The sequence below is a fragment of the Actinomycetospora sp. genome (assembly GCF_036497245.1).
Taxonomy (GTDB): Bacteria; Actinomycetota; Actinomycetes; order Mycobacteriales; family Pseudonocardiaceae; genus Actinomycetospora.
The window spans coordinates 24,062-41,681 of sequence record NZ_DASXJS010000095.1 but is presented as its reverse complement, the minus strand read 5'-3'; the positions used below and the strand labels follow the sequence as shown (position 1 = coordinate 41,681).

Here is a 17,620-nt window from a genome sequence, read left to right as displayed (position 1 = left end):
GAACGACTCGTTCGTGGCTTCTATATGCACGAACGAGTCGTTCGTTCCGGGCGGGCGAGGGCGTTCCGGGGGCGGGAGGGCCTCACGAGCCCGGAGCACCCCTCATTGCGGCAGCTGTAGCGGGACCACGCGCGGCGGAGCGGTCGAGACCGGCACGTTCCCGTGCGCCGCGAGGTAGGTCGAGATGTCGTGGAACAGCGGCGCGGCCGAGTCCCCGCCGGGCGGCGCGTCGAGCATCAGCGCCACGACGTAGCGCGGGTTGTCGGCCGGGAACATGCCCGCGAACGTGATCCAGTAGGTCGACTTCGCATAGCAGCCGCACGAGGGATCGACCTGCTGGGCGGTCCCAGTCTTGCCCGCCACCGGGTAACCGTCCATCGCGGCCTTCGTGCCGGTGCCCTCGTTGGGACTCTTCCCGCCCTGGACCACCGACTGCAGCATCTGTCGCAGGGTCTGCGCGGTCTGCGGGGACATCGCGCGCACCCCGGGCGGCTGCGGCGTGGGCGTGCGCACCCCGTCCGGCCCGACCGTCGCCGAGATCACCCGCGGCGGCACGCGGACGCCGTCGTTGGCGACGGCCTGGTAGATGCTCGCCATCTGCAGCGTCGTCATCGACAGCCCCTGCCCGATGGGCAGGTTGCCGAACGTCGACCCCGACCAGTCCTTGCGCGGGGGGACCGCACCGGAGCTCTCCCCGGGGAGCTCGACGCCGGTCCGGGCGCCGACGCCGAGGTTCGACAGCATCGTCGCGAACCGGTCCGGGCCGAGGCGCTGCGCGGTCATCAGCGTCCCGACGTTGGACGACTTGCCCAGGATCCCGTTCATCGTCAGCTGGATGTTCCCGTGGGACCAGGCGTCGTTGATCGTGCGGTCGGCGACCTTGATGCTGCCTGGCACCGTGAGGACGTCCTCGGGCCTGATCAGCCCGGCGTCGAGCGCGCCGGCGAAGGTGACCACCTTGTTCACCGAGCCCGGCTCGAAGGGCGAGGTCACCGCGGCGTCGCCCTGACCGGGAGCCCCGCCCGGCCCGCTGTTGGCCAGCGACTGGATCTGCCCGGTCTTCGCGTCGAGGACGACCGCGCTGCCGTCCTTGGCGCCCGTGCGCGCCACGTAGGCGGAGAGCTTCTGCTGCACGGTGTACTGCAGGTCGGAGTCGAGACTGAGCACGACGTCGCGCCCGGCCTGGGCGGGCTGCTCGGCCCGGGTGCTGCCGGGGATGACGGCGTCGCTGCCCTCGGCCGTGTCGACGACGCGGAACCCGTCGGAGCCCGCGAGCGCGCGGTCCTGGGCGCTCTCGAGGCCGACGTTCCCGCTGACCCGGCCCTTGTCCAGGCTCCATGACGCACTGCCGACGACGGAGCCGCCGACGTCGCCCGCCGGGTACTGCCGCGACTCCCGGTCCTCGGAGGCGATCTCCGGGAACTGGTCCTGGATGCTGCGCGCCGCCGTCGGGTCGACGAGGGGGGCGAGCACGACGTAGCTCTTGTCGCTCATCAGCGACTGGAACAGCGCGAGCGGGTCGGCGTGCAGGACGGCGGCCATCCCCTGCGCGATGGTGGCCTTCCGCTGGTCCGGGGTCGGCGAGCCGGGCACGGCGCGGACCTCGGGCTTCGACCAGTCGGCGGTGATCCGGCGGGGGTTCGCGACCAGCGCCTTGGCCTCGACCGAGAACGCCAGCGGGGTGCCGTTGCGGTCGAGGATCGCGCCGCGCTCGGCCGGGACGACCAGCTTGGTCATCCGCTGCTTCGCGGCGTCGGCGGCGAGATCGCCCGCGCTGAGCGCCTGGACCTCGACGAGCTTGCCCGCCGCGACGAGCAGCAGCACGACGAGCAGGAGCCGTCCGATCCGCAGCCGGCGACGGGGATCGGGCGGGGTCGGGGTGCGCCGCGCCTTCGGCGGAGGTCCCGGCGGCGGGCCCGGGCGCCGGGGCGGGCCCGGCGGCGGTGCGGCACGGCGGGGCCCCGGTGCGGCCTGCCCGTACCGGTCGCTGCGCCCGCCCTGCCGTGACGGCGGGCGGGTGAGCGTCGCGGGCAGGCGTGCCATCAACGGCCTCCTGGGGTCGCGGGGGTCGTCGGGCCGATGGCGGCACCCGGGGACCTGGTGGCGCCGGTCGTCCCGGCGCCCGCGGGCGCCGGAGCGGGGGTGCCTCCGCTGGAGGCCTGCACACCGGAGCGCGGGTCGTTGGCGAGCGCCTCGGGATCGGGCGCCCCGGACGGCGGCGCGGTGCCGGGCGTCGTTGGAGCGGCGGGTCGGGCGGCAGGAGCGGGTGACGGCGCTGCTGCGCGGGCCTTCGCCGGGGTGCCGACGACCTGCGACGTCCCGTCCGGGTGCACGAGGATCACCGCGGGCACGCCGGCCGGGACCATGCCGATCCGTTGGGCGGCCGCCGCGAGCGCGGGGGCGGACTGCATCGCGGCCACGTCACGGTGCAGCCGCTCGACCTCCTCGGAACGGTCCCGGGTGGCCTGCCGCGCGTCGTCGAGACGGTAGGAGTCGGCGGCGGCCGCGGTGGAGAGCCAGAGGGTCGCGACCAGGCCGGTCGTGAGCAGCACCATGATCAGCAGCACGAACGGGGCGGTGCCGCCGGAGGTGTCGGTGACCGCTTCGGCCCGCGCGCGGGTCCGCGACGCCGTCGCGCGGGACCCGCCCCGGGTGGTGGACGTCCCGGCGCGGCCCGTCGTCGTCCCCGCCGTCCGGGACCCACTCCCCGACCCGGACCGGCCGCGTTCGGCGGTCCGTGTCCCGCGTTCGAGCGTGCTCGAGCTCATGCCGCCTCCCGGACGCGTTCCGCGGCACGCAGCCGCACCGATGCCGCCCGGGGATTGGCGGCGATCTCGGACTCGTCGGCCTTCTCCGCACCGCGGGTGAGCAGTGCGAGCTCGGGCTCGTCCTCGGGGCGCAGCACCGGCATGTCCGGTGGCGCCGTGGTGCGCGAGCGCTCCCCCAGCGCCCGCTTCACGATCCGGTCCTCGAGGGACTGGTAGCTCATGACGACGACCCGCCCACCCAGCGCGAGAGCGTCGACGGCGTCGGGCACGGCGCCCGCGATGGCGTCGAGCTCGCCGTTCACCTCGATCCGCAGGGCCTGGAAGGTCCGCTTGGCGGGGTTTCCCCCAGTTCGTCTGGTCGCGGCGGGCAGCGCCTGCTCGAGGAGGGCGACGAGCTCCGCGCTGGTGCGCAACGGAGCCCGCCGCCGGGCACGGACGACGGCCGCGACGATCCGCTTGGCCTGTCGTTCCTCCCCGTGGTCTCTCAGGACGCGGACCAGCTCGCCGGGCGCGTAGGTGTTGAGGACGTCGGCCGCGCTCGGGCCCGTCGTCGGGTCCATCCGCATGTCGAGCGGTGCGTCGCGCGAGTAGGAGAAGCCGCGCTGGTCCTCGTCGAGCTGCAGCGACGAGACCCCGAGGTCGAACAGCACACCCTGCACGGGCCCGAGGCCGAGGTCGTCCAGGACGTCCGCGAGCTCGTCGAACACCGCCTGCACGAGGTGGACGCGGTCGGCGTAGGGAGCGAGCCGCTCGGTGGCGAGCCGCAGCGCCTCCGGGTCGCGGTCGAGTCCGACGAGCGTGAGCCCGGCGTGCCGGGCCAGCAGCGCCTCGGCGTGGCCGCCGAGACCGAGAGTGGCGTCGACGACGACCGCGTCCGGTCCGGTCAGCGCGGGGTCGAGGAGCTCGAGCACGCGGGCGAGGAGGACCGGAACGTGGCGGCCCGCGGTCGGACGGGGCTCACCCTCGGCACCAGTGGTGCGCGTGTGGGTGAACGCGGACGCGTCATCGTCCCCACCCCGTGGCTCCATCGTCGCCTCCGCCGCTCGTCGCCGGGTTGCCGCGGTGTCAGTACGCCGCCATGTCGCTGTGCGAGTGCGGCCGGGGGACCTCGGCCCCCCCCCCGGCCGCACCCCGGCCCGGCCGGGCGGATGTCGTCACGTCCCGGTCCGCAGGGCGGGCGGACCTGGCACCGGGGAAGGTGCACCAGGGCCGTCACCCTGCGGACCGGGGCCTCACGGCACCCGCACCGTCGGTGGGCTCGATCGTTCTCTCGGGGGTCTAGAAGACCCCGGGGAGCACCTCCTGCTGAGCCTGGGCGTAGCTGTCCTCGTGGGCGTCCTGGTACTGCTGCCACGCCGTCGAGTCCCAGATCTCGAGACGGTTCACGGCGCCGATCACCGTGCAGTCCCGGTCCAGGCCGGCGTAGCGCCGCAGTTCGGCGGTGATCGGGATGCGCCCCTGGGAGTCCGGACGCTGCTCGTCGGTACCGGCGAAGAGGTAGCGCTGGTAGGCGCGTACCCGCTCGTCGGTGAACGGCGCCTCGGCGACCTTGCGGGCCATCTGCTCGAACTCGTCGCGAGGGAACACGTACAGGCAGTGGTCCTGCCCCTTCGTGATCATCAGCCCCCCTGCGAGTTCGTCGCGGAACCTGGCGGGCAGCGTCAACCTGCCCTTGTCGTCCATGCGCGGGGTGTGGGTGCCGAGGAACACGGCCCCACCTCCCGGATGAGGCCCCGAGCGCCCCACTGCTCACCACAATACCCCACATCGCTCCACTCACAACCTCAGGGAGCGGGCGTGTATGACCCGATGGGAGGAGTTCGCGCAGGTCAACAGCGGTGGGGGGAGGTGGGGGGCGTGCAGCGACGATCTCCGATCGGGGGCGTCCTCAGGGGTTCCGACACGCGATTCCGGGGCGCGATCAGCCCTGTTCGCCCTGCTCGGGGCGAGGTGTGGGGCGCCGTGGGGCGTCCGGTGGGGGCCCGTGGGGAGGCGCGGGGCCGGCGGTGGGGCCCGGTGGGGTGCGGGGTGGAGCGAGGTGGGGTGCGCGGCGGGGCGAGCTGGGGTGTTGTGGCCCGACCAGCGCATCCGCGTCCCGACGAGGGGCACAGCACGCAGCCTGGGAGCCCTCGACGCCTGCCTCACGTGCTCCTGATCAACCCGGACGCGCGGCCGGCCGGCGCCCGCGCCCGCGAGGGGCACACAGCGCATCCCCCGAGGCCCGCACAGCTGCCTGACGTGCTCCTGATCAACACGAAGGGCGAGCGGAGGGGGCGCGGTGGGGTCGAGTGGGGACCGAGGTGGGGCGAGGTGGAGCGCCCCCCACACACGACGACGCGCCGCCGACCACGGTGGGTCGACGGCGCGTCGGGAAGACGAACGGAGTGCTACTCCTGCTCGAAGCGCTTCCGGAAGCGCTCCTCCATCCGGCTGGTGAACCTGCTCTTCTCCTTGTCGCCCGCCGGGGCCGACTTGCCGTCGCCCTCACCGGCGGCGGCCTCGCCCTTCTTCCCGCCGGTCGCCGTGATCGCGAGGACCGCGCCGGCGAACATCAACAGGAAGCCCACGACGCTGACGATCGGGAAGCCGGCGACGAACCACTGGAAGACCAGCCCGAGCACCAGGGCGACGACACCCAGGACGAAGAGCACCACGCCCTGGACCCGGCGGCGCCGGGACGGACGTCGGAGTCGACCACCCCGCACCGTCGACGCGAACTTCGGATCCTCGGCATAGAGCGCGCGCTCGATCTGGTCGAGCAAGCGCTGCTCGTGCTCGGAGAGCGGCATGGTTCTCCTCCGGCACCGGAACGAGAGCGGTGATCGGCCCAGTGAAGGGACGATCGGCACATCATCGGGATGGCTGACCTCATCGTACGAGGCGTCCGGCACTCCGACTACCCGGACCGGTGTGTTGCCCCGACGATCATTCTTTCGGCCGGTGAGAAGCCTCACGCGGCGACGCGGCGCGATCATCCCGGCGCGCAGCGTGCCGGTTCGCGACGATCACCGCTGATCGGGACGTCGAGCCATCACGTGGATGCGTGAGGCGAGATCCCTCAGGGGTGGCGTGTCGGCCGCGAGCTCCTCGAGCGCGGCGAGGTCGGAGGCCCCTCCCCCGCCGTCGGGAGCCTCGGGGACGAGATCGGCGAGCACCCGGTGGCCGCGGACCTGTTCGACGACGAGCGCACCGTCCTGCTCGAGCAGGGCCCGGACCTCCCCGGTGTCCATCCGGCGGAGCAGCGGGTCGCCGCGCCCCCAGCGGCCGGCGGGGTCGGCGAGCAGACGCCGGGCTTCGGCCACCCGTCCGGAGACCACCCGGCCCAGCACCGCGGCCCAGCGGCCCGCCACGAGCACCGACACCGCTCCCCCGGGCGCCGTCGCGGCCGCGAGGGCCCGGACGGCGGACGCCGGGTCGTCCACGTACTCCAGCAGCCCGTGGCCGAGCACCAGGTCGGCCCCTACGTCACCGTCGATCTCGGCGAGCGCGTCGACATCCCCCTGCACGGCGCGGATCTGGTCGGCGACGCCGGCGTCGCGGGCACGGCTGCGCAGGACGGCGAGGGCGTTCGCGCTGGAGTCGACGACGGTGACCTCGCAGCCATCGGCCGCCAAGGGGACGGCCCAGGTCCCGCTGCCCCCACCGACGTCGAGCACGCGGGGTGCGGCGCCACCGCGTCGGGCGCGGGCGGCCGCGAGCTCGTCGTGCAGGGCACGGGCCACGACGTCGACGGTCGTCGGCGCGGACGGGCGAGCGTTCACGGCCACACCGTAGTGCTCACCCATCGGGGATTCGTGCGCGAGCCGGTACGTTGCCCCCGTGTACGTGACAGGTGTGCTGAGCCTGAAGGGCGGGGTCGGCAAGACCACCGTCACCCTCGGTCTGGCCGGGGCGGCCGGACGACAGGGGCTGCGCACCCTGGTGGTCGACCTCGATCCCCAGGGCAACTCCACGACGGCCCTCGAGCCCGCGGAGAGCGAGACCACCATCGCGGACGCGCTCGAGAACCCCTCACCCGCGACGCTGTTGACCTCGATCGCCCCGAGCAGCTGGGACGACACCATCGACGTGCTCGTGGGCTCCGAGGACATCGAGCGTCACAACCACCCCGATCCGGGCTCCCAGCGCCTCGGCCGCTTGTCGCGCCTCCTCGCGGCCCTCCCGCGCGGCACGGGTGCGGACGAGGGCGGGACGTCGCGGTCCGGATCCACCCGCCTCCCGCAGTACGAGCTCGTCCTCATCGACTGCCCGCCCTCGCTGGGCCAGCTCACCCGCTCCGCGCTCGTGGCGGTGGACCGCGCCGTCCTGGTGACCGAGCCGACGATCTTCGCGGTGTCCGGGGTCCAGCGGGCGTTCGAGGCGGTGCAGGCCGAACGCGCCCACAACTCGACCCTGCAACCCCTCGGCGTCCTCATCAACCGCTACCGGGCACGCTCGGCCGAGCACGAGTTCCGGGTGAACGAGCTCCGCGAACTGTTCGGCCCGCTGGTGCTGCCCGGCGTCCTGCCCGACCGCACCGCGGTCCAGCAGGCCCAGGGCGCGGGCGTGCCGATCCAGCGCTGGGACACCCCGGGCGCCCGCGAGATCTCCCACCAGTTCGACAACCTGCTCGGGCGCATCGTCCGGGCCGGGCACCGCGCCGGCGACCAGAAGGGGTCGCGCCGCACCGGCTGACGATCACGACGGCCGCCGACCGGCCACCGTCCGCGTCACGAGGGCGAGGAAGAGGTCGGCCTCGCGGACCATGTCGTCGGCGTCGCGCTGGGACACCCGGCTGCGCGCCCCGGCCTCGACCGCCGAGCGGGTCGCCGAGTGCGCGGCGAAGAACGCGGCCCACTCCCCGTACTCCGGGGCGACCGAGGCGAGCAGCGTCCAGGCGTCGGTCGGGCGCCCGGAACGGCGGGTCCGCGCCCGCGCCGCGAGCACCGCGGCCGCCGAGCGCAGCGCGGACAGGTGCGCGAGGCGGAAGCGCTCGGCGGACGTCTCGGCCGCCTGGGCCTCGCGGAGCCCGTCCCGGGCCGCTCCGAGCAGCGTCACCACGGACCGGGACGGGGGCGGGCCGGGCGGGCGCGGGCCGGCCGCCGGGCCGCCCGGGCGTCGGGCGCCGGTGGACCGGGCGCGGTGCGCCGGGCGGGGCGCCGGGGTGTGGGCCAGGCCGGTGTCGAACAGGCCCGCGGACTCGGCGGTGCGGTCGGGGGTGGTGGTCGGAGTGGTCACGGTGTCCTCCCGGGGACTCGGAGCGGGGATCAGGTCAGCCAGCGGAGGTCCCAGACCCCCGGCCCGGAGCGCATGCGGAGCACGAACTCGCCTGCCGGCAGGTGCGGCTCGTCGGAGCGACGCGCGAGCACCCGCCAGCAGCGGCACCGATCGCCCCCGATCGGCATCACCGACCGGAACGGCCACCGCGACTGCTCGATCCAGCGCTCCTGGACCTCGGTGACCAGGTAGTGGCTGTCACGCCGGTTGGGGCGGCGGTGGAACTCGACGGGGTCGCCGTCGACGCACCGCACTCCGACCGGCGAGGGGCTACGAACCATGCGTCCTCCACGGCGGCGCGCTACTCCGCCCCGCCGGGCGCGGGACGGGCCTTGTGCCAGCCACCGTGGGGAAGCCGGCGGCGCCGGGTACGGCGAGACGCTTCCCCACGGCCCGCCGCACCCGAGTCGAACATGTGTTCGACAGAGACGAGTGAACCCTGCCTCCCGGCGCGCGTCAAGTCGTCCGGCCGGGCCGCTCCTGCCGTGCGGTGAACCCGACTCGACGGGCGTGATGAGATGGCGCGATGGACGGTGGGGCGCGGGCGCGCGGCATCCCGGCCCCCGACCGGGTGGAGGGGCGGCGATGACGGCTGCGCCCGAGGAGGCCCGGCTGGTCGATCTCGACCCCACCGAGCTCGCCGCGCGGCTCGACGAGGCGCTGGACCTGTACGTGGCGGCGATGGGCTACCCGCCCGGCACCGCCCGGCAGCGGGCACCGATGTGGCTCGAGCACTCCCGCAGGCCCGGCTGGCGTGGCGTCGCGGCCCTCGACCGGCACGACGTCCTGCGCGGGATCGCCTACGGCTACCCCGGCGCCGCGGGCCAGTGGTGGTACGAGGAGGTGCGCCGCGGGCTGCGCCGGGCCGCACGCCCGGCCCGGTCCACGGGAGCCGGGGGCGGACTGCTCGGCGCGGGCCTCGGGCGCCTGCTCGGCGACGCCGCGCGCACCGGGAACGGCAACAACCAGGTCCCGGCCACCGCCGACCTCGACCCCTGGCCCCTCGAGGACGACCCCGAGTCCTACCTCGCGGACTACTTCGAGCTCACCGAGCTGCACGTCCGCACCGACGCCCAGGGCCACGGGCTGGGCCACGGGCTCCTGCGACGCCTCCTCGACCGCGCCGACGCGGGCCACGTCCTGCTCTCCACCCCGGAGGCGCCGGTCCCGACCCGCGCCTGGCTGCTCTACCGCCGGTGCGGGTTCCGGGACCTCCTGCGCCACCACCGCTTCTCGAGCGACCCGCGGCCGTTCGCGGTCCTGGGCCGCCCGCTCCCGATGGAGCCCGATCCCGGGAGCTGAACCGGACGCGCCGCCTCGGCCACCCGGGGACCGTCGGGGGTGCCTGGCACGATGACGCTCGTGTCCCTGGGCTCCCCTCCCACGCGACGACCGACGCGTCGACGCTCCCTCGTTCTCCTCGCCGCGATGCTCGCGATCGTGGCGCTCCTCAGCACCGGGTGCGTCCGGGTCCGCGCCGGCCTCGCGGTCTCGCCGGAGGACACGGTGTCGGGGACGATCGACATCGGGACCCCCGACGGTGCCCCGGGCGGGAACGGGCCGCCGTTGCAGGTGCCCTCGGACCTCTCCGGGGACGTCACGGTCACCCGCTACGAGCAGGACGGCTACGTCGGCTCGCACCTGTCGTTCGAGGACCTGACCTTCGACGACGTGTCACGGCTGCTCCCCCAGATCAGCCCGACGACGTCGTCGGCGATCCGGCTGCAGCTGCGCCGCGCGGGTGACCGGGTGATCCTCTCTGGCCAGGTGGACCTGACGCGCGTGTCGGCGGAGAGCGCCGACGTGCAGCTGAAGATGGCGTTCCCGGGCACGGTGCGCCAGACCGACGGCACGGTCTCGCAGGGCGTCGTCGGGTGGACCTTCGCGCCGGGCGAGGTCGGCGAGGTCAACGCCGTCGCCGAGTACCCGGACCCCAACGCGCCCTCGTGGGTCAGCTGGGCGCTGCTGCTGACGCTGGTCGTGCTCGTGGCCGCGGGCGTGGTCTTCGCGCTGGCCGCCGCGACGCGCCCCCGGGTGGACCGGCGGGCGCGCCGCTGACCGGGCGCGAGCGGGTCAGTCCGTGGCGGGGTCGGGCACCAGGCCGAGGCGGTTGACCACGTCCACCACCGCGGGGTGGCGGTTCATGCTGATGTAGTGGATGTTGCCGACGCCCTCGTCGTACATCCGCTGCGAGAGCTCGACGCACAGGTCGATGCCCGCCTCGCGGAAGGCCGCGGTGTCGTCGGTCAGCGGCTCGAGCCGGTCGGTCATCGCCTGCGGCAGCGCGGCCCCGGAGAAGTCGGCGCCGCGCTCCATCGCCTTGGGCGTGGTGATCGGCATGAGGCCGGGCATGATCGGGATGTCGCACCCCGCCGCCGCGATCCGGTCACGCATCCGGAGGAACTGGTCGGCGTCGTAGAACATCTGGGTGATCGCGAACTCGGCGCCAGCCTTCACCTTCTGCACGAAGAACCGGGTGTCGACGTCCTCGTCCTCCGAGCGCGGGTGCAGGTACGGGAACGCCGCCACGCCGACGCAGAACGTGCCGAGACGCCGGACCATGTGGACCAGTTCGTCGGAGTACTGCAGGCCTGCGGGGTGCGGCACCCAGTCGGCGTCCTTGTCGTTGGGCGGGTCGCCCCGGATCGCGAGGACGTTGGAGATGCCCGCCTCGGCGTAGGAGCCGATGACGTGGCGCAGGTCGTCCATGGACGCGTCGACCGCCGTGAGGTGGGCCATCGCGGTGAGCGTGGTCTCGGTGGCGATCCGGCCCGTGGTGCGCACGGTGCGATCGCGGCTCGAGCCGCCCGCGCCGTAGGTCACCGAGATGAAGGCCGGGTCGAGCGGTTCGACCGAGCGCACCGTCTCCCACAGGGTCCGCTCGCCCTCGTCGTTCTTGGGCGGGAAGAACTCCACCGAGAAGGTCGGCGTCCCACGCTGGATGCGTTCCGTGACAGTGGCCATCCGGTGACCATACGTGGCCCCCCCTCCGATATGGGGGTCTCGTGTGACGGCCGCCGCCCGCCCGGACGCCCGTCCGGCCGGTCCGACCGGTCGTGCCTACCCTGAACCCGGCGACACGCCGAGAGGAGAACGGATGACGGGTGGCCGGACGCTCGCGACCCCCAGCAGCGCCCTGACCGGCGACGATTTCGGGCCCGACGACGGGTCGACGGCTCGGCGAGCGCGCGGGACCCGGGACGTGACCGAGGTCCTCGCCTCCGTCGACGCCGATCTGCCCGCGGCCGTGACGGATGCCCTCCGTGATTTCCTCGACGTCCGCCGTGCGGCGTGCGCCGAGATGGCGGAGGAGTTCGTGGACGCCGTGGACGACCTCGCCGCGCTCGCGCTCGGCGGGGGCAAACGACTGCGCCCCACCTTCGCGTGGTGGGGCTGGCGCGCCGCGGGAGGCCCGGCCTCGCCCGATGCGCCCCATCCCGACGTGGTGCGCCGTGCCGTGGCCGCCCTCGAACTGATCCAGGCCTGCGCGCTGGTGCACGACGACCTCATCGACGACTCGGCGCTGCGCCGCGGCTTCCCGACGGTGCACGCGCGGTGGACCGCGCGGCACCGGGAGCGGGGCTGGATCGGCCCGCCGGAGCGCCTCGGCGCGGCCGTCGCGGTGCTGGTGGGCGACGTCGCCCTGGCCTGGGCCGACGACATGCTGCGCGCGGCAGGCCTCGACCCGGCGGTGCTCGCGCGGGCCACGCCGGTGTGGGAGGCGATGCGCACGGAGATGCTCACCGGGCAGTTCCTCGACGTCGTCGGCCACGCCACCGATCTCGCCACGCCCGAGGGGGTGCTGCGGATCAGCCGGTACAAGACCGCCGCGTACACCGTCGAACGGCCGCTGCACCTGGGTGCGGCGCTGGCCGGTGCCGACGACGACGTCGTGTCCGCCTACCGGCGCTTCGGGACCGACCTCGGGATCGCGTTCCAGCTGCGCGACGACCTGCTCGGGATGTTCGGGGATCCGGCGGTCACCGGAAAGCCCGCGGGCGACGACCTGCGCGAGGGCAAGCGGACGCTGCTCGTCGCCCTCGCCCGCCGCCACCCCGACCAGGACGGCGCCGCCCCGCTCGAGCACGCGCTGGGCAAGCAGGACCTCACCGCCGGGGAGGTGGAGGCGGCGCGCACGGCCCTGGTGGGGCTCGGGGTGGTCGACGAGGTCGAGGAACGCATCGGGACGCTCACCGGCTCCGCGCTCGAGGCCCTCGCCGAGGTCGACCTCGATCCGCACGGGCGGGAGCGTCTCGTCGCCCTGGCCGCGGCCTCCACCCGTCGGAAGAGCTGATGCCCCCACGTAGGACGGTGCCGCCGGCGCGCCACGTGGTCGTCGTCGGGGCCGGGCTCGCCGGGCTGACCGCCGCGCTGCACCTGCGCGGCGCCGGGTGCGAGGTCACCGTCGTGGAGCGCGAGCAGTTCCCGGGCGGCCGGGCGGGCCGCCTCGACCTCCCCGGGAAAGGGCCGCACGCCGACGGGGGCTTCCGCCTCGACACCGGGCCGACCGTCCTGACGATGCCCGACCTGCTCGAGGCGCCCCTGGCCGCCGTCGGGGAGAAGCTCGGTGACCGGCTCGACCTGGTGCCCCTCGACCCGGCATACCACGCGCGCTTCGCCGACGGTTCCGCGATCGACGTGCACACCGGGGCCGACGCGATGGAACAGGAGATCCGCGAGAAGGTCTCCGCGCGCGACGCGGCGGGCTACCGCCGCCTGCGCGAGTGGCTCGGCGAGCTCTACCGGGTGCAGATGTCGACGTTCATCGACGCCAACTTCGACTCCCCGTTCGACGTCGTCTCCCTTGACCTGGCCCGACTGGGCCTGCTCGGCGGGTTCGGCAGGCTCGGCCCGCGGATCGGACGGTTCGTCGACGACGAGCGCCTGCGCCGCATCTTCTCGTTCCAGGCCCTCTACGCCGGGGTCCCGCCCGAGCGGGCGCTCGCGGCCTACGCGGTGATCGCCTACATGGACACCATCGCGGGGGTGTACTTCCCGCGGGGTCGTGACGGGAGGCCGGGGGGCGTGCGCGCCCTGCCGCAGGCCTACGCGGACGCGGCGGCCGACGCCGGGGTCGCGTTCCGCTACGGGGCGGAGGTGACGGAGCTGGAACGCCGCGGGGACCGGGTCACCGCCGTCGTGACGGCGCAGGAGCGGCTCGCGGCCGACGCCGTCGTCCTCACTCCCGACCTGCCGGTGGTGCACCGGCTGCTCGGCCGTGCCCCGCGGCGCCCGGTGCCGCTGCGCTGGTCGCCGTCGGCGTTCGTGGTGCACCTCGGGCTGGACCGGCCGGTGCCGACGCTCGGGCACCACACGATCTCCTTCGGCGGGGCGTGGGCGTCGACCTTCGACGAGATCATCAACCGGGGAACGCTGATGAGCGACCCGTCGCTGCTGGTCACGCGCCCGACCGCCACCGACCCCGCGCTCGCCCCACCCGGTGGCGACTACGTCTCGGTGCTCGCTCCGTGCCCCCACCTGGAAAGCGCGCCGGACCTGGACTGGGACCGGATCGGGCCGCGCTACCGCGACGAGATCCTCGGCGTGCTCGCCGGCCGGGGCATCGACCTGGACCCCTCGTCCGTCGTCGCCGAGCACCGCATCTCCCCCGCCGACTGGGCGCGGGCGGGGATGGCCGCGGGCACCCCGTTCGCGGCGGCGCACACCTTCGCCCAGACCGGGCCGTTCCGTCCCGGCAACCTCCCGCGCGGCGTCGAGAACGTCGTCCTGGCCGGGTGCGGGACGACGCCGGGCGTCGGGGTCCCGACGGTCGTCGTGTCCGGGAAGCTCGCCGCGCAGCGCATCGTGGGGGACGCCGCATGACCTCGGGCGTGGCGGCGCCGCGGGCCGCGGCGGGCGAGCTGGACGCCGCCGGGATCACCACGCCCGAACTGCGCGGGGCGTACGCGCGCTGCCGGGCGCTCAACGCGGCCCACGGGCGCACCTACTTCCTCGCGACCCGCCTGCTCACCCCGGCGCAGCGGCCGGCGATCCACGCGCTGTACGGCTTCGCGCGCATGGCCGACGACGTCGTCGACGCGCCGGGCGCCGCGGGCCCCGACGAGGTGGTGGCGCGCCTCGAGGAGGTCCGGGCGCGCATGCGGGTCGCGCTCGCCGGTACGACCGACGCGGCGACGCTGCTCGCCGACGAGCCGGTGGTCGCGGCGCTCGCGCACACCGTCGAGCGCTACGGGATCGACCACCGCCACCTCGAGGACTTCATGGACTCGATGGCCATGGACCTCTCGGTCACCGGCTACGAGTCCTTCGACGACCTCGGCGAGTACGTCCACGGCTCCGCGGCGGTGATCGGGCTGGAGGTGCTGCCGGTGCTGGGGACCGTGGTCCCGCGCGCCGAGGCCGAGCCCGCCGCGGCCGCGCTGGGCGTGGCGTTCCAGCTGACGAACTTCCTGCGCGACGTGGGTGAGGACCTCGACCGCGGGCGGGTCTACCTGCCGCGCGACGAGCTGGCCGCGTTCGGCGTCGACCGCGACCTGCTGCTGTGGTGCCGGGCCCGGCAGCGGACCGACCCGCGGGTGCGGCGCGCCCTGGCCCACCTGGTGGCCCGGACCCGCGCGATCTACCGGCGCGCCGAGCCCGGGATCGCCCAGCTCGACCCGGTGTCGCGTCCCTGCGTGCGGACCGCGGCGGTGCTCTACGGCGGCATCCTCGACGAGATCGTCGCCGTGGACTACGACGTGCTCGCCCACCGCGTCCTGGTCGGCAACGCCCGGCGGGCCGCGGTGGCGGGCCCCGGGCTGGTGCGGGCGGTGCTCGCGCGCCGTCGACCCGCCCGCCGTCGACCCGCCCGCGGGTGGAGCGTCCCGGACGACGGACGACCGTAGGCTGAGCCGGTGCGCCGTGCCGTCGACGAGCTGGTCCTCGCCGTCGACGCGGACTGTCGGCGGTGCCGGACGGCGGGCGCGGCGGCCGCGCGCCGCGTCCCCGAGCTCGAGGTGGCGCCGCTGCGGGACTACCGGGTGCGGGCCTGGCGGGCCGAGGCCTACGGGGCCGACCCGCCGTGGGCGCCGACCCTGCTCGCGGTCACGGTGCGCCCCGACGGCACCGACGAGGTCCGGGCCTGGCACGGCCCGGCGGTGGCCGCGGGGCTCGTCGCGACCCTGGGCCCGCGGCGCGCCGCCGCGCTGGCACCCGCGCTGCGTCAGGTGCTCGGTGAGCTGGGGCGCGCTCTGCCCTACAGGGCCATCGCCTGCGCGCGGCGCTTGACCTCGCCGCCGCGGTCCGAGCGGAGGGCCTCGATGGGTGCGCCCGGCAGCGTCGGGTCCTCGAGGAAGAGCCAGCGGAGGATCTCCTCGTCGGAGTAGCCGCCGTCGCGCAGCACCGTGATGGTGCCGGGCAGGCCCTTCACCACCGCGGTCTCGCCGAGGAACGCGGCAGGCACGATCCACCGGTCGCCCTCGCGCACCCCGAGCAGCTGGCCTTGTTTGATCATCTGGCTGACACGGGTGCGGGGCACGTCGAGGCGCTCGGCCGCCTCGGCGAGGGTGAGGGTCTCGATCTCCCGTCCGACGAGAGCGTTGAGTGCGGCGGTCATCGGGACACTGTGCCAGAGGACTCCGTCCGGCATCACCGAGCTCGTCGGGAATCGCCTGCTCCACCGAGGAGTCCGCGCGTCGGGCGGGGCAGTACCGTCCTGCGCTCGTAGCATCCGCCCATGCCCCGCGACACCTCAGGTCCCCCGCGGACCGGGTCGCGCACGATGCTCGACGGGCGCTACCGCGTCGGCGACGTCCTCGCGCGGGGCGGCATGTCCACGGTGCACCGCGGGACCGACCTGCGACTCGACCGGCCGGTCGCGGTGAAGATCATGGAGCCGTCGCTCGCGCAGGACCCGACCTTCGTCCGCCGCTTCGAGCGGGAGGCCCGGGCGGCGGCACGGCTCTCGCACCCGGGGATCGTCGCGGTCCACGACCAGGGACGCGACGAGGACGGCACGATCTTCCTGGTCCTCGAGCTCGTCGAGGGCGGCACCCTGCGCGACGTCATCCGCGAGCAGGTGCGGCTCGCTCCGGCGACGGCGCTCACGGTCGTCGAGCAGGTGCTCGCGGCCCTGCGGACGGCGCACCGGCAGGGCATGGTCCACCGGGACGTGAAACCGGAGAACGTGCTGGTGGCGCGGTCGGGCCAGCTGAAGGTGGCCGACTTCGGGCTGGTGGCCGCCGCGTGGGACGGCGCGGCGGGCGGCTCGTTGGACACCGGCGGCTCCACCTCCGACGACATGATCCTCGGCACCGCCGCCTACCTCGCGCCCGAGCAGGTCCAGCACGGGCGCACCGACGAGCGCAGCGACGTCTACGCCGCGGGCGTCGTGCTCTTCGAACTGCTCACCGGGGCACCCCCGCACGGCGGCGAGACCGCCCTGGCCGTCGCCTACCGGCACGTGAACGCCGACGTGCCCGCCCCGTCCACGTGCGCCCCGGGGATTCCCCGCGCGCTGGACCGGCTCGTCGTCGCCGCCACCCGCCGCGACCCGGCCGAGCGACTCGCCTCCGCGGCCGCGTTCCTCGACGCGGCCCGGCGGGTGCGCCAGGAGGAGGGCCTGCCGTTCGCCCCGGTGGCGCCGCCCCGGCGGCCCCGGGCGGGGTCGGCCACCCCGCCACCCCCGCACACCGGGACCCGGCGCTTCAGCGGCCCGATCCCCCGCGAGGCGCCCGCGGACGACCCCGCGCCGGATCCCGTCGACGACGAGCCGGACGACGACGAGGACGAGGAGGCCGACGAGCCGGCCGCCCAGGACTCCGGCGGCACCGGCCGCGCGGGCCACGTCGACGACGTCGTCGACCGCGTCGAGCGCCACGCCCGCCGTCGGGACCGGATCCGCTCGCGGCGGGTGTTCTCCGCCTGGGTCGTGCTCGTCAGCGCGGCGACCGTGGCCGCGGGGATCGCCGGGTGGTTCCTGGGTGCCGGAGGTCTGTGAGCGACGAGCGGTTACTGCTTCGTCCAGGTGCAGCTACCGTCGAACTTCACGTACTTGTCCGACGAGGCGACCTTCATCGACCCCTGCCCGTTCACGATCTCGTTCGTCACGATCGAGTCGAGGTCACCGTTCAGGTCCTTGAGCCGCTCGAAGTAGCAGAACGACGAGCCGGTGGTCTTGTAGGTGCCGGGCTTGATCTCCGTGCCGACCTCGTAGGTCCCGGCGCTGAAGGTGGCCCCGACGGCGGGCTCGGGAGCGGTCGCGGGAGCCGGTGCCTCGACGGTGACCGTCGGGCCGGGCACCGTGACGGTGGGTCCCGGAACGGTGACCGTGGGCCCAGGAACCGGGACGTCACGGGTGATGACGACGGGTGCGGGCTGCGCCGCCGGTCGGGCCTCGACCGTCTGACCCGAGTGACCCACGCCGACACCGACGAAGTAGGCGAGCGCGAGCCCGCTCACGACCGCGAGGGTGCGCCCGACCCTCGGGCGCCGCTTGGGCGCCGGCGCCGGGACGGACGTGGGCGGCTGCGCAAGGGTGGTCATGACGTCGTCGCTCCGTCGGTCGAAGGTGCGTGATTCGCACCTCCGGGATCGGGGCAATGACAGCGCGTGTTAGTAGATCTCCAAGAGTTCACCCATCAGGGTTAAGCATTGGG

At 74.8% G+C, this 17,620-nt stretch carries 18 protein-coding genes; 7 read left to right on the top strand and 11 right to left on the bottom strand.

Features of this window, described 5'->3' with window-relative positions; all coding sequences use genetic code 11:
- Window positions 1-102: 102 nt before the first annotated feature.
- The 6 genes from VGI02_RS10665 to VGI02_RS10640 form a co-directional block, all read right to left on the bottom strand.
- Complete coding sequence (locus VGI02_RS10665) at window positions 103-2,043, bottom strand: peptidoglycan D,D-transpeptidase FtsI family protein (RefSeq protein ID WP_331627316.1); 1,941 nt, start codon at window positions 2,041-2,043, stop codon at window positions 103-105.
- Window positions 2,043-2,768, bottom strand: coding sequence for a cell division protein FtsL (ftsL, locus tag VGI02_RS10660; RefSeq protein ID WP_331627315.1), 726 nt, complete (start codon window positions 2,766-2,768; stop codon window positions 2,043-2,045). The genes VGI02_RS10665 and ftsL overlap by 1 nt, the downstream gene beginning before the upstream one ends.
- Window positions 2,765-3,796, bottom strand: coding sequence for a 16S rRNA (cytosine(1402)-N(4))-methyltransferase RsmH (rsmH, locus tag VGI02_RS10655; RefSeq protein WP_331627314.1), 1,032 nt, complete (start codon window positions 3,794-3,796; stop codon window positions 2,765-2,767). Before rsmH ends, ftsL begins: the two co-directional genes overlap by 4 nt.
- Window positions 3,797-4,046: 250 nt before the next feature.
- Window positions 4,047-4,478: a division/cell wall cluster transcriptional repressor MraZ gene (mraZ, locus tag VGI02_RS10650; RefSeq protein ID WP_331627313.1), complete on the bottom strand. Its 432-nt coding sequence runs from the start codon at window positions 4,476-4,478 to the stop codon at window positions 4,047-4,049.
- A gap of 677 nt (window positions 4,479-5,155) precedes the next feature.
- Window positions 5,156-5,557 (bottom strand): SCO2097 family morphological protein, encoded by a 402-nt coding sequence (locus VGI02_RS10645; RefSeq protein ID WP_331627312.1) that lies wholly within the window; start codon window positions 5,555-5,557, stop codon window positions 5,156-5,158.
- Window positions 5,558-5,773: 216 nt separating this feature from the next.
- On the bottom strand, window positions 5,774-6,553 hold the full coding sequence (locus VGI02_RS10640; RefSeq protein ID WP_414638240.1) for a methyltransferase domain-containing protein: 780 nt from the start codon (window positions 6,551-6,553) through the stop codon (window positions 5,774-5,776).
- A 34-nt stretch (window positions 6,554-6,587) separates the two neighbouring features.
- Between VGI02_RS10640 and VGI02_RS10635 the strand changes: the two genes are divergently transcribed.
- The gene (locus VGI02_RS10635; protein WP_331627310.1) at window positions 6,588-7,442 is read left to right on the top strand and encodes a ParA family protein; all 855 of its coding nucleotides are present in this window, start codon (window positions 6,588-6,590) and stop codon (window positions 7,440-7,442) included.
- Window positions 7,443-7,445: 3 nt separating this feature from the next.
- On the opposite strand, the gene VGI02_RS10630 is transcribed toward VGI02_RS10635, so the two are convergent.
- Together VGI02_RS10630 and VGI02_RS10625 are read right to left on the bottom strand one after the other, a co-directional pair.
- Complete coding sequence (locus VGI02_RS10630) at window positions 7,446-7,985, bottom strand: SAV_6107 family HEPN domain-containing protein (RefSeq protein WP_331627309.1); 540 nt, start codon at window positions 7,983-7,985, stop codon at window positions 7,446-7,448.
- A 29-nt stretch (window positions 7,986-8,014) separates the two neighbouring features.
- On the bottom strand, window positions 8,015-8,305 hold the full coding sequence (locus tag VGI02_RS10625; protein ID WP_331627308.1) for a hypothetical protein: 291 nt from the start codon (window positions 8,303-8,305) through the stop codon (window positions 8,015-8,017).
- Window positions 8,306-8,609: 304 nt separating this feature from the next.
- On the opposite strand from VGI02_RS10625, the gene VGI02_RS10620 reads away from it, so the two are divergent.
- Both VGI02_RS10620 and VGI02_RS10615 read left to right on the top strand, forming a co-directional pair.
- Window positions 8,610-9,326 carry a GNAT family N-acetyltransferase gene (locus VGI02_RS10620; RefSeq protein ID WP_331627307.1) on the top strand — a complete coding sequence of 239 codons (717 nt, stop codon included), beginning with the start codon at window positions 8,610-8,612 and terminating at the stop codon, window positions 9,324-9,326.
- A 138-nt stretch (window positions 9,327-9,464) separates the two neighbouring features.
- Entirely contained in the window at window positions 9,465-10,082 is a 618-nt protein-coding gene (locus VGI02_RS10615; RefSeq protein ID WP_331627306.1) for a DUF3153 domain-containing protein, read from the top strand.
- Between the two features lie 15 nt (window positions 10,083-10,097).
- On the opposite strand, the gene metF is transcribed toward VGI02_RS10615, so the two are convergent.
- Window positions 10,098-10,988, bottom strand: coding sequence for a methylenetetrahydrofolate reductase [NAD(P)H] (gene metF / locus VGI02_RS10610; RefSeq protein ID WP_331627305.1), 891 nt, complete (start codon window positions 10,986-10,988; stop codon window positions 10,098-10,100).
- 133 nt (window positions 10,989-11,121) lie between these two features.
- Here metF and VGI02_RS10605 point away from each other — a divergent pair, with 133 nt between their 5' ends.
- Genes VGI02_RS10605 through VGI02_RS10595 form a run of 3 tightly spaced genes read left to right on the top strand, consistent with a single transcriptional unit; the run spans window position 11,122 to window position 14,869 of the window.
- Entirely contained in the window at window positions 11,122-12,318 is a 1,197-nt protein-coding gene (locus VGI02_RS10605) for a polyprenyl synthetase family protein (protein WP_331627304.1), read from the top strand.
- A complete protein-coding gene (gene crtI, locus VGI02_RS10600) occupies window positions 12,318-13,847 on the top strand; it encodes a phytoene desaturase family protein (RefSeq protein ID WP_331627303.1) in 1,530 nt (509 codons plus the stop codon). Before VGI02_RS10605 ends, crtI begins: the two co-directional genes overlap by 1 nt.
- Window positions 13,844-14,869, top strand: coding sequence for a phytoene/squalene synthase family protein (locus VGI02_RS10595; protein ID WP_331627302.1), 1,026 nt, complete (start codon window positions 13,844-13,846; stop codon window positions 14,867-14,869). Before crtI ends, VGI02_RS10595 begins: the two co-directional genes overlap by 4 nt.
- Before the next feature lie 350 nt (window positions 14,870-15,219).
- Here VGI02_RS10595 and VGI02_RS10590 read toward each other — a convergent pair whose 3' ends face one another.
- Window positions 15,220-15,579, bottom strand: coding sequence for an Rv2175c family DNA-binding protein (locus VGI02_RS10590; protein WP_331627301.1), 360 nt, complete (start codon window positions 15,577-15,579; stop codon window positions 15,220-15,222).
- A 120-nt stretch (window positions 15,580-15,699) separates the two neighbouring features.
- On the opposite strand from VGI02_RS10590, the gene VGI02_RS10585 reads away from it, so the two are divergent.
- Window positions 15,700-16,962, top strand: a complete 1,263-nt coding sequence (locus VGI02_RS10585) for a protein kinase domain-containing protein (RefSeq protein WP_331627300.1) — start codon at window positions 15,700-15,702, stop codon at window positions 16,960-16,962.
- Between the two features lie 11 nt (window positions 16,963-16,973).
- On the opposite strand, the gene VGI02_RS10580 is transcribed toward VGI02_RS10585, so the two are convergent.
- Entirely contained in the window at window positions 16,974-17,507 is a 534-nt protein-coding gene (locus tag VGI02_RS10580; RefSeq protein ID WP_331627299.1) for an Rv1352/Rv1906c domain-containing protein, read from the bottom strand.
- Window positions 17,508-17,620: the final 113 nt, after the last annotated feature.